Origin of the sequence: Arenimonas sp., assembly GCF_022842045.1 — a bacterium.
Classification (GTDB): domain Bacteria; phylum Pseudomonadota; class Gammaproteobacteria; order Xanthomonadales; family Xanthomonadaceae; genus Arenimonas.
The window spans coordinates 1-11,570 of sequence record NZ_JALHQI010000025.1; the positions used below are offsets into that span (position 1 = coordinate 1).

At 70.4% G+C, this 11,570-nt stretch carries 10 protein-coding genes; 6 read left to right on the plus strand and 4 right to left on the minus strand.

Annotation, left to right across the window (positions count from 1 at the left end):
- Positions 1-183 (minus strand): hypothetical protein (locus Q0C12_RS07180; protein WP_290888226.1); only part of this gene is annotated, 183 nt, incomplete at its 3' end.
- 99 nt (positions 184-282) lie between these two features.
- Between Q0C12_RS07180 and Q0C12_RS07185 the strand changes: the two genes are divergently transcribed.
- Entirely contained in the window at positions 283-1,890 is a 1,608-nt protein-coding gene (locus tag Q0C12_RS07185; protein ID WP_290888229.1) for an electron transfer flavoprotein-ubiquinone oxidoreductase, read from the plus strand.
- Positions 1,891-1,938: 48 nt separating this feature from the next.
- A complete protein-coding gene (locus tag Q0C12_RS07190; RefSeq protein ID WP_290888232.1) occupies positions 1,939-2,817 on the plus strand; it encodes a hypothetical protein in 879 nt (292 codons plus the stop codon).
- An 18-nt stretch (positions 2,818-2,835) separates the two neighbouring features.
- Here the strand turns inward: Q0C12_RS07190 and cysN are convergent, their stop codons facing one another.
- The 3 genes from cysN to Q0C12_RS07205 are packed head-to-tail and all read right to left on the minus strand — an operon-like array spanning position 2,836 to position 6,378.
- On the minus strand, positions 2,836-4,719 hold the full coding sequence (gene cysN, locus Q0C12_RS07195; protein WP_290888235.1) for a sulfate adenylyltransferase subunit CysN: 1,884 nt from the start codon (positions 4,717-4,719) through the stop codon (positions 2,836-2,838).
- Complete coding sequence (gene cysD, locus Q0C12_RS07200; protein WP_290888238.1) at positions 4,719-5,627, minus strand: sulfate adenylyltransferase subunit CysD; 909 nt, start codon at positions 5,625-5,627, stop codon at positions 4,719-4,721. Before cysD ends, cysN begins: the two co-directional genes overlap by 1 nt.
- Positions 5,628-5,640: 13 nt before the next feature.
- Complete coding sequence (locus Q0C12_RS07205; protein ID WP_290888241.1) at positions 5,641-6,378, minus strand: sulfite exporter TauE/SafE family protein; 738 nt, start codon at positions 6,376-6,378, stop codon at positions 5,641-5,643.
- A 150-nt stretch (positions 6,379-6,528) separates the two neighbouring features.
- On the opposite strand from Q0C12_RS07205, the gene Q0C12_RS07210 reads away from it, so the two are divergent.
- From Q0C12_RS07210 to Q0C12_RS07225, 4 genes are all read left to right on the plus strand, one after another.
- Entirely contained in the window at positions 6,529-8,358 is a 1,830-nt protein-coding gene (locus Q0C12_RS07210; RefSeq protein ID WP_290888244.1) for an assimilatory sulfite reductase (NADPH) flavoprotein subunit, read from the plus strand.
- Positions 8,358-10,043 (plus strand): assimilatory sulfite reductase (NADPH) hemoprotein subunit, encoded by a 1,686-nt coding sequence (cysI, locus tag Q0C12_RS07215; RefSeq protein ID WP_290888247.1) that lies wholly within the window; start codon positions 8,358-8,360, stop codon positions 10,041-10,043. The genes Q0C12_RS07210 and cysI overlap by 1 nt, the downstream gene beginning before the upstream one ends.
- The gene (locus Q0C12_RS07220) at positions 10,040-10,792 is read left to right on the plus strand and encodes a phosphoadenylyl-sulfate reductase (protein WP_290888250.1); all 753 of its coding nucleotides are present in this window, start codon (positions 10,040-10,042) and stop codon (positions 10,790-10,792) included. Before cysI ends, Q0C12_RS07220 begins: the two co-directional genes overlap by 4 nt.
- A 102-nt stretch (positions 10,793-10,894) precedes the next feature.
- Positions 10,895-11,521 carry a transposase gene (locus tag Q0C12_RS07225; protein ID WP_290888253.1) on the plus strand — a complete coding sequence of 209 codons (627 nt, stop codon included), beginning with the start codon at positions 10,895-10,897 and terminating at the stop codon, positions 11,519-11,521.
- The last annotated feature ends 49 nt before the right edge of the window (positions 11,522-11,570 follow it).

Genomic DNA, 11,570 nt, shown 5'->3' on the forward strand with positions numbered 1-11,570 from the left:
GGCGCGGGCGGCGGCCAGGGCGCCGGCGGCGTCCACCCAGGTCCAGGCGTTGAGGCTGCCGTCGCGCGCGATCGCGGCCAGACAGGCGCCGGTGAGGGCCTCGCTGCTGGTTTCGCCCTTGGCCAGGGCGTGCAGCACGCGGTACAGCGGGGCCTGGCGAAGGGCGTCGGGGCTGGCGGTCATGCGGCGGGCGTCCGGGTCAGGGCTGCGTGAAGTGTCCTTGATTGCCCGGCCCCGGGCAAACCGGGACAATCCGAACCTTGCCGTACGGAGCTTTGGAAAATGAGTGAACGTGACGTGATGGAATATGACGTGGTCGCCGTGGGCGCAGGCCCGGCCGGCCTGTCCTTCGCGATCCGGCTCAAGCAGCTCAAGCCCGAGCTGTCGGTCTGCGTGATCGAGAAGTCCTCGGTCATCGGCGCCCACATCCTCTCCGGCGCCGTCATCGAGCCCGGCCCGCTGGACGCCCTGCTGCCGGGCTGGCGCGACAACCCGCCGCCGGTCTGCGTGCCGGCCACCGAGGACGAGTTCTGGTTCCTTACCAAGGACGGCGGCACCCGCTTCCCGTTCGTGCCGCCGCAGATGTCCAACCACGGCAACTTCATCGTCAGCCTGGGCGCGATGTGCGCCTGGCTGGCGCCGCAGGCCGAGGCGCTGGGCGTCGAGATCTACCCGGGCTTCGCCGCGGCCGAGCCGCTGTACGACGAAGCCGGCGCCGTCGCCGGCGTGCGCATCGGCGACATGGGCGTGGCCAAGGACGGTTCGCACAAGGCCGGCTACACCCAGGGCATCGACATCAAGGCCAAGGTCACCGTGCTGGCCGAAGGCGCGCGCGGCCACCTGACCAAGCAGCTGGTGCGCAAGTACGGCCTCGACGCCGAGTCCGACCCGCAAAACTATTCGATCGGCATCAAGGAACTCTGGCAGGTGCCGCCGGGTCGCGTGTCACCGGGCAAGATCGTGCACACGCTGGGCTGGCCGGCCGACAGCCACACCTACGGCGGCAGCTTCCTCTACCACCTCGACGGCGACCGCATCGCGCTCGGCTACGTTTCGGGCCTCGACTACCGCGACCCGAACTACCAGCCCTACGAAGCCTTCCAGCAGTGGAAGCACCACCCGCAGGTCAAGGGCCTGCTCGAGGGCGGCAACATCCTCAGCGCCGGCGCCCGCGCCATCGTCACCGGCGGCTGGCAGTCGCTGCCCAAGGTCGAGATGCCGGGCGCGCTGCTGATCGGCTGCGCCGCCGGCCTGCTCAACGTGCCCAAGATCAAGGGCACGCACCAGGCGATCCGCAGCGGCATGCTCGCGGCCGAACACCTGGCCGCGCAGGAAGCCCCGGCCGCCGCCGGCTTCGACGCCAAGCTGCGTGCCTCGCCGGCGATGGCCGAGCTGAAAAAGGTCCGCAACATCAAGCCCGGCTTCAAGAAGGGCCTGTGGTTCGGCCTGGTCAACTCCGCGTGGGAAACCGCCACCGCCGGCCTGTCGCCCTGGACCTGGCGCTGCAAGCCCGACTGGAGTTCGCTGCAGAAGCTCGACGTGGCCGAGAAGCCCAAGCGCGACTACGTCGAGCGCACGCTGGTGCCGCGCGACCGCCTGGCTGGCGTCTACTTCGCCGCCACCGAGCACGACGAGGACCAGCCGGTGCACCTGAAGGTGGCCGACACCGACGTCTGCATCACGAAGTGCGCCGAGGAATACGGCAACCCCTGCCAGCGCTTCTGCCCCGCCGGCGTCTACGAGATCGTCGAGGACACCGAGGGCAAGCGCCTGCAGATCAACGCCGCCAACTGCGTGCACTGCAAGACCTGCGACATCAAGGACCCGTACCAGATCATCACCTGGGTGACGCCCGAGGGCGGCGCCGGCCCCAACTACCAAAACCTCTGACCCCTTGTAGGAGGGACTTCAGTCCCTCCTACAGGAAACGGGATATCAATGAAACTCGCGCTTGCCACCGCCATTGCCGCCTACGGGCTCGATGAGGACCTGACGCCGCTGCGGGAGGCCTGCGACGCCGCGGGCATCCACGTGTCCGTGGTCGCCTGGGACGACCTGACCGTGAGCTGGGCGCGCTTCGACGCTGTGCTGCTACGCTCGACCTGGGACTACATCGACCGGCTGCCGGAATTCCTGGCCTGGTGCGACCGCACGGCGCTCGCGACGAAGCTGTGGAACGGCCCCGACGTCGTGCGCTGGAACACCGACAAGCGCTACCTCGGCGAACTCGCCGCCAAGGGCGTGCCGGTGATCGAAAGCCACTTCATCGCCCCGGGCGACGACCCGTCGAACTTCCCGGACCTGGCCGAGTACGTGGTCAAGCCCACGGTTGGCGCCGGCTCTCGCGACGCGCAGCGCTACCTGCGCGAAGACCGCCCGGCTGCCGAGGCGCACGTTCGCCGCCTGCTCGACGCCGGCCGCCACGTGATGGTGCAGCCCTACCTGCGCGCCGTGGATGAACAGGGCGAGACCGCGCTGCTGTTCTTCGGCGGCCGGTTCAGCCACGCCATCCGCAAGGCGCCGCTGCTCAAGCGCGGCGAAGGCCCGACGCGCGCGCTGTTCAAGGAGGAGCACATCCAGCCGCGCGCGCCGTCCGAGGCCGAACACGCGGTGGCGCGCCAGGTGCTGGCTGCCCTGCCCTTCGGTCCGCTGGTGTACGCGCGCGTGGACCTGCTGCCGTCCGACACGGGCCCGCAGCTGCTGGAGCTGGAGCTGACCGAGCCGTCGGTGTTCCTGCCTTACGGCGAGGGCGCGGCGGCACGCTACGCGTCCGTGCTTTGGGACCACCTCGGCACCGTGGTGGCGAATCGGGACTGACGTCCCGATGCTTTCGACTCACTCTTCCAGCACCCGCGCAACGACCTTCGCCGCCAGCTGCTCGGGCGTTTCCGCCAGGGTATCGAGCACCAGCTCCGCCGCCTCCGGCGCTTCGTACGGCGAATCGATGCCGGTGAAGTTGCGGATCTGGCCGGCACGCGCCTTCGCGTAAAGCCCCTTCGCATCCCGGCGCTCGGCCTCGGCCAGCGGCGTGTCCACGTGCACTTCCAGGAACTCGCCCGGCGCGAACAGCTCGCGCGCCATGCGCCGCTCGGCCCGGAACGGCGAGATGAAGCTCACCAGCACGATCAGGCCGGCGTCGGCCATCAGCTTCGCCACCTCGGCCACGCGGCGGATGTTCTCGACGCGGTCCTCGTCGGTGAAGCCCAGGTCGCGGTTGAGCCCGTGGCGCACGTTGTCGCCATCGAGGATGAAGGTGTGGAAGCCTTGCGCGTGCAGCTGCTTGTCCACCAGGTTGGCGATGGTGGACTTGCCCGCGCCCGACAGGCCGGTGAACCACAGCACCCGCGGCTGCTGGCCCTTGATGCGGGCACGCGAGGCCTTGTCCACGTCCAGGTGCTGCCAGTGGATGTTCGCCGCGCGGCGCAGCGCGAAGTCCAGCGTGCCGGCGGCGACGGTGGCGTTGCTCTGCCGGTCGATGAGGATGAAGCCGCCCAGCCGCCGGTTCGCGGCGTAGGGCTCGAAGGCGATCGCCTGGTCGAGGCTGAGGTTGACCACGCCGACCTCGTTGAGATCGAGGTGCTTGGCGGCCAGCATGGCCTGCGTGTTCACGTCGACCTTGTGCTTGATCTCGGTGACCTGGGCGGTGACCGTGCGCGCGCCGATCTTGAGCAGGTAGGGCCGGCCCGGCAGCAGCGACTGGCCGCCCATCCACAGCAGGTGCGCCGCGAACTGGTCGGCCACCTGCGGCGGGTCGCCGGCGGCGGCGATCACGTCGCCGCGGCTGACGTCCACTTCGTCCTCGAGCACCAGCGTGATGGCCTGGCCGCTGACGGCGCGCGACAGGTCGCCGTCGGCGGTGACGATGCGGGCGACGCGCGAGCGACGGCCCGAGGGCAGCACCACCACCTCGTCGCCCGGCGACACCGCGCCCGCCGCCAGCGTGCCGGCGAACCCGCGGAAATCCTGGTTCGGCCGGTTCACCCACTGCACCGGCAGGCGCATCGGTGCGCGCGGGTCGTCCTGCGCGGGCTCGGCGGCCTCCAGCACCTCAAGCAGGCTCGGGCCTGCGTACCACGGCATGGCCGGCGACGGCCCCAGCAGGTTGTCGCCGCGCAGCGCCGACAGCGGGATGGCCTGCACGCGCGTGATGCCCAGGCTGTTCGCCAGCACGGCGTAGTCGGCGACGATGCGCTCGAAGGTGTCCGGGTCGTAGCCGGCCAGGTCCATCTTGTTGACCGCCAGCACCACGTGCCGGATGCCCAGCCGCGAGACGATGTAGCTGTGCCGGCGCGTCTGCGTCAGCAGGCCCTTGCGCGCGTCCACCAGCACCACCGCCAGGTCGGCGGTGGACGCGCCCGTGGCCATGTTGCGGGTGTACTGCTCGTGGCCCGGGCAGTCGGCGACGATGAACTTGCGCTTGTCGGTGCTGAAGAAGCGGTAGGCGACGTCGATGGTGATGCCCTGCTCGCGCTCGGCTTCCAGGCCGTCCACCAGCAGCGCGAAATCGATGTCCTCGCCCTGCGTGCCGTGGCGCCGGCTGTCCTTCGCCAGCGCGGCCAGCTGGTCGTCCAGCAGCAGGCGGGTGTCGTGCAGCAGCCGGCCGATCAGGGTGGACTTGCCGTCGTCGACGCTGCCGCAGGTGATGAAGCGGACCAGCGGCTTGGCCTCGTGCTGCCGAAGGTAGGCCGATACTGCCCCTGTGGGATTCCCGGTGGCCATCAGAAGTAGCCCTCCTGCTTCTTCTTCTCCATCGACGCGCCGGGGTCGTGGTCGATCACGCGGCCCTGGCGCTCGGAGGTAGTGGCGACCAGCATCTCGGCGATCACCTTCTCCAACGTGTCGGCCTCGGACGCGATGGCCCCGGTGAGCGGATAGCAGCCCAGGGTGCGGAAACGCACCTTGCGCATCACCGGCACTTCGCCCGGCTGCAGCGGAAGGCGGTCGTCGTCCACCATGATCAGCGCGCCGTCGCGCTCGACCACCGGCCGCTCGGCCGCGAAATACAGCGACGGCACCGGGATCTTCTCGCGGAAGATGTAGAGCCAGACGTCGAGCTCGGTCCAGTTCGAGATCGGGAACGCGCGCACGCTCTCGCCCTTGCCGATGCGGGTGTTGTACAGGTCCCACAGCTCGGGCCGCTGGTTCTTCGGGTCCCAGCGGTGCTGGGCGGTGCGGAAGGAGAAGATGCGCTCCTTGGCCCGCGACTTTTCCTCGTCGCGGCGGGCGCCGCCGATGGCCGCGTCGAACTGGTGCAGGTCCAGCGCCTGCTTCAGCGCCTGGGTCTTCATCACGTCGGTGTGCACGGTGGCGCCGTGGGTGATGGGGTTGACGCCCTGGGCCCGGCCCTCGGGGTTGGTGTGCGTGCGCAGCTCGACGCCGGTCTCGGCGGCGCGGCGGTCGCGGAACTCGATCATCTCGCGGAACTTCCAGCCGGTGTCGATGTGCATCAGCGGAATCGGCGGCTTCGCGGGGTGGAAGGCCTTCACCAGCAGGTGCAGCAGCACCGAGCTGTCCTTGCCCACGGAATACAGCATCACCGGGTTGCGGAAGGAGGCCGCGACCTCGCGCAGCACGTGGATGGCCTCGGCCTCGAGGCGGTCGAGATGGGACAGGGCGGGTTCGCTCATGGGTCGCAGGATATCAACGCAGCAGGTTATAGAGGCTGAGCGCGCTGACCAGCAGCCCGACCAAGGCCATCAGCGGCCGCGCCGGCACCCGCCGGGTCAGCCAGGCGGCAAAGGGCGCCGCGATCACGCCGCCCACCAGCAGCCCCAGCACCACATGCACGTGGCTGACGCCCAGCGTGGCCAGGAACACCACCGACACCGCCAGGCTGATGAAGAACTCGGCCGCGTTGGCGGTACCGATGGCGATGCGCGGCTCCAGGTGCCGGGCCATCAGGTGGCTGGTGGTCAACGGTCCCCAGCCACCGCCGCCCACCGCGTCCAGGAAGCCCGCGCCCAGGCCCAGCGGCACGTTTCGGCCCGCACGCGGCGCGCGGCGCTGGCCGCGCCAGGCGCGCCACACCAGCATCAGCCCCAGCAGCAGCAGGTAGGCCGCGACCAGCGGCCGCAGCCAGGTCCAGTCCACCGAAGCCAGCAGCCAGGCCCCCGTGATGGCGCCCAGCACGCCGGGCAGCACCAGCGACCACATCAGCTTGCGGTCCACGTTGCCGAAGTAGCCGTGGCTCAGGCCGGACACGCCGGTGGTGGCCACTTCGGCCGCGTGCACGCTGGCGCTGGCCACCGCCGGCGGCAGCCCGAAGGCCAGCAGCAGGCTGGAGCTGGTGACGCCGTAGGCCATGCCCAGGGCCCCGTCGACCAACTGGGCCGCGAGGCCGATGGCGACGAAGATGAAGAACTCGGGGGGCAGGTCCATGGGGCGGCCGCGGGGAAGGTGCGGCGACTATCGTGCGCCATTTCCGCGCCGGCAAATAAGCGCCGGGCATGTCGCCATGCCGCCTGTTCCTTTCCGCACCGGAAAGCCCGCGCGTAGCGTCGGCCCATCGCTTCCACGAGTCCGACGCCCATGCCTCCCGCCCCCGCCGCCCTGCCCGTGCCGCCCCTGCCCGGTGACAAGGTCGACCTGCTGGCGCGCCTCACCGACGGGCTGGACGCCCCCGGCCTGTGGTGGCTGTCGGGCTATGCCGCCGGCCTGGCTGCCCGCCCCGGCGCCCGGCCGGCGGCCGCGGAGCCGCAGGCCGGAGCGCGGCTGACCATCGTGTTCGGCAGCCAGACCGGCAATGCCCGGCGCGTGGCCGAGCAGCTGGCGCGCCAGGCCGGGACCGAGGGCCTCGCGGTGCGGCTGCTGCGCGCCGACGCCTACCCGCTGCCCGAACTGAAGGACGAGCGCCTGCTTTACGTGGTGATCAGCACGCAGGGCGAAGGCGAACCGCCGGACGATGCCCGCGGCTTCGTGGCGCACCTGCTGGGCAAGCGCGCGCCGAAGCTGCCGCAGCTGCAGTACGCCGTGCTGGGACTGGGCGACTCGAGCTATCCGCTGTTCAACGCCACCGGGCGAGAGATCGACGAGCGCCTGGCCGAACTCGGCGCGCACCGGCTGTTCGCCCGGGGCGAGGCCGATGTCGATGTCGAGGCGGTGGCCACGCCATGGTTGGCGCAGGCCCTGGAGCAGGCGCGCGGCACGCTGGCCGCCGCACCGTCGGCTACGGTCACGTCCTCGACGTCGACAGTCCTCTTGTCCAGCACGACGACCTCGGCCACCGTGACGCCGCTGCGCGCCGTGGCACCCGCGTCGCCGTGGTCGCGCGAGAAGCCATTCGCCGCCGAAGTGCTGGCCAACCAGCGACTGACCGGCCGCGGCAGCCGCAAGGACGTGCGCCACCTCGAAATCGCGCTCGAAGGGTCGGGCCTTACCTACCAGCCCGGCGATGCGCTGGGGCTGTGGCCGCGCAATCCGCCGGCGCTGGTGTCGGCCGTGCTGGCCGAGCTCTCGCTCGACGCTAACGCGGACGTCGACGGCGTCCTGCTGCGCACGTGGCTGGCCGAACGGCGGGAGCTGACGAAGCTGTCGCGCCCCTTCCTGGCGCGTCACGCCGAGCGTGGCGGGCACGCCGCGCTGGCGCGGGCGCTCGAACCGGACCACGCGCCTGCACTCGCGACGCTCCTGGGCACGAACCAACTCATCGATCTTCTGCAGGCCTACCCCGCCCGCTGGTCGGCCGCCGACCTGGTCGCCGCGCTGCGGCCGCTGGCGCCGCGGCTGTACTCCATGGCATCGAGCCAGAGCGTAGTGGGTGCCGAAGCCCACCTGACCGTGGACCATGTCCAGTGGGAAGCGCCAGGCGGCCGACGCTGGGGCGCGGCCTCGCACCAACTCGCGTCTTCGGACGAGGGCGCCTTGCTGCCGGTCTTCATCGAGGCCAACGAGCGCTTCCGGCTGCCGCGCGACGGCGCGCGCGACGTGGTGATGATCGGCCCTGGCACGGGCGTGGCGCCTTTCCGCGGCTTCGTGCAGGAACGCGCGGCCATCGGTGCCGCCGGCCGCAACTGGCTGCTGTTCGGCGCCCCACACGCGCGCCATGACTTCCTCTACCAGCTCGAGTGGCAGCAGGCGCTGAAGTCCGGCCAGCTGCACCGGCTGGACCTGGCCTTCTCGCGCGACCAGGCCGACAAGGTGTACGTGCAGCATCGCCTGCGCGAGCACGGCCGCGCGCTGTTCGACTGGCTCGAGGGCGGCGCGCACCTGTACGTCTGCGGCGCGACGGCGATGGGCCGCGATGTCGAGGCCGCCCTGCTCGATGTCGTGGCCACCCATGGCGGCAGGGACGAAGACGCCGCCCGTGACTACCTCGCCAGGCTGCAGCAGCAGGGCCGCTACGCCCGGGACGTGTACTGATGGGCGCGCACTCGGTGGAAGACATCAAGCAGGCCAGCGGCCGCCTGCGCGGCACCCTGCTCGAGAGCCTGGCCAACCCGGTCACCGGCGCGCTGGCCGAGGCCGACCAGGTGTTGATCAAGTACCACGGCAGCTACCAGCAGGACGACCGCGATATCCGCGAGGAGCGCCGCGTCGCGAAGCTCGAGCCCGACTACAGCTTCATGATCCGCACGCGCACGCCGGGCGGCGTGGTGACGCCGGCGCAATGGCTGGGCCTCGACGCCATCGCGACCACCTACGCCGAACGCGGCCTGCGCATCACCACGCGCCAGGCCTTCCAGTTCCACGGCGTCATCAAGGGGCAGCTCAAGGCGACGATGCAGGCCATCAACGCCCAGCTGATCGACACGCTGGCGGCCTGCGGCGACGTCAACCGCAACGTCGCGGTGGCCGCGAACCCGCTGGAGTCGCGCGCGCACGCGGCGGTGTACGCGCAGGCCGCGGCGCTGTCGCGGCACCTGCTGCCCAACACCCGCGCCTACTACGAGATCTGGCTCGACGAGCAGCGCGTGGCCGGCAGCGGCGAAGAGGACGAGCCGGTCTACGGCAACGCCTACCTGCCGCGCAAGTTCAAGATCGGCTTCGCCATCCCGCCGGTGAACGACGTGGACGTGTTCGCGCAGGACCTCGGCTTCATCGCCGTGCTCGAAGACGGCGAGGTCGTTGGCTACAACGTCAGCATCGGCGGCGGCATGGGTGCCACCCATGGCGATGCCGAGACCTACCCGCGCCTGGCCGACGTGATTGGCTTCGTAACGCCGGACCAGGTGACCGCCGTCGCGACCGCCGTGGTCACCGCACAGCGCGACTTCGGCAACCGCACCGTGCGCAAGCGCGCGCGCCTGAAGTACACGATCGACGACCGCGGGCTGGCCTGGTTCACCTCGCAGGTGGAGGGTCGCGCCGGGTTTCCCCTGGCCGCGGCGCGGCCCTTCGCCTTCGAGCACTCGGGCGACCGCTTCGGCTGGGTCGAAGGCCACGACGGCCGCTGGCACCTGACGCTGCGGCTGCTGTCGGGCCGCATCCTGGACGGCGCCGATGGCGCCCACCTCACCGGCCTGCGCGAGATCGCGCGCGTGCACGAAGGTGACTTCCGCATGACGCCGAACCAGAACCTGGTGATCGCCGGGGTGCCGGCCGCCCAGCGCGCACGCATCGATGCGCTGGTGCAGGCGCACGGGCTGGACGGCTACCGCACGGCCAGCCCGCTGCGGCTCAAGTCCGTGGCCTGCGTGGCGCTGCCCACCTGCGGCCTCGCGATGGCCGAAGCGGAGCGCTACCTGCCGACGCTGACCACGAAGGTCGAGGCGCTGCTGGACGCGCATGGCCTGATCGACGCTCCGCTCCTGCTTCGCATCAGCGGCTGCCCGAACGGCTGCTCGCGCCCTTACCTCGGCGAGATCGCGCTCGTGGGCAAGGCCCCCGGCCGCTACAACCTGATGCTGGGCGCCGACCACCGCGGCCAGCGCCTGAACACCCTTTACCGCGAAAACATCGCGGAACCGGAGCTCCTCGCCGCGCTCGATCCCCTGTTCGCGCGATACGCCGCCGAGCGCGGCCACGACGAGGGCTTCGGTGATTTTCTCGTCCGCGCCGGCGTGGTGAAGCCACGCACCGGCATCCCCCTGGAGCTGCAAGCATGAGCCTCGTCCCCGACCCCACCGCCGCCGCCGAATCGGCCCAGTCCCTGGCCGAACTCAACCGCTGGCTGGCCGGCCTGCGCGCCGGGCAGCGCATCGAGTGGGCGCTGCAGTCGCTCAGCGGCGAACACGCGCTTTCGTCCAGCTTCGGCGCTCAGTCGGCGGTGGCGCTGCACATGGCCACGCGCATTCGCGCCGACCTGCCGGTGATCCTGGTCGATACCGGCTACCTCTTCCCGGAAACCTACCGCTTCGTCGACGAACTGACCCACCGGCTCGACCTGTCCCTGCACGTCGTGCGCCCCGACCCGGCGCAGGCGTGGGATGGCGCGTCGGTCGCGGCGCTTGCGTCACTCGGCACCGAGGGCATCGACCGCTACAACCGGGTGCACAAGGTGGAGCCGATGCAGCGCGCCTTGCGCGATCTCGGCGTGCGCACCTGGATCGCAGGCTTGCGCCGAGGGCAGTCCAGCACGCGCGCCAACCTCGACTTCCTCGAGCTGAAGGAAGGGCGCTGGAAGCTGCACCCGCTGGCCGACTGGACCCAACGCGACATCGGTCGGTACCTGGCGCGTCACGGCCTGCCTTTCCACCCGCTCTGGGAGCACGGCTATGTCTCCATCGGCGACACCCACAGCACCCGCCCGCTGGGCCCAGGGATGGAGGAGGAGGACACCCGCTTCTTCGGATTGAAGCGCGAGTGCGGCCTGCACTTCGACGAGCCACAGAGCGGGGTCAGGTTCGGAACCTGACCCCGCAGTGGATTTTCTCTTAGTTGCGAACGCAGCTGGGGCTTAGCACGCGTGCGATGAATCGCTCTCGGCACCGCAGTGGGCTCCTGATTCACTTGGGGCATGGCCCGTCGTCCCAGGATCGATATCCCCGGCTACCCCCAGCACGTAGTGCAGCGGGGGAACAACCGCGCTTCCTGCTTCGGGGACGACCAGGATCGGCACGAGTACCTGGCCCTCTTGCGCGATTCACTGGCCGAAACATCCTGCGAGCTTCACGCGTACGTGCTGATGCCGAAGCATGTCCATCTGCTGGTGACACCGGCGGAGGCAGGTGCCGTGGGCAGAATGATGCAGAAGCTTGGCCGTCGCTACGTCGGCTGGTTCAACCTACGCCACGGCCGCACCGGAACACTCTGGGAGGGACGCTACAAATCCTGCCTGGTCGACACGGACGCCTACCTGCTGCAGTGCGTCCGCTACATCGACCTCAACCCCGTCCGCGCCGGAATCACGGACGACCCCGTCGGCTACCGCTGGTCGAGCTGCGCCGCGCTGTGCGGCATTCGCGCCGACCCATTGCTGACCCTGCACCGCCTGCAACGGGCATTCGGCCATCCCGGTCGTAGCCCGGCGGTCAATTACCGCACCTTTCTCTCCTCAGCCGTGGAAGACGCCGAGCTTCAGGCCATCCGCGCCCACCTGAAGCTACAACGACCCTCCGACAGCGGGGTCAGGTTCCGAACCTGACCCCGCTTGGCTGTGGGAACATAGCGCCCGTCCCTGCGCCCTTGCCCCA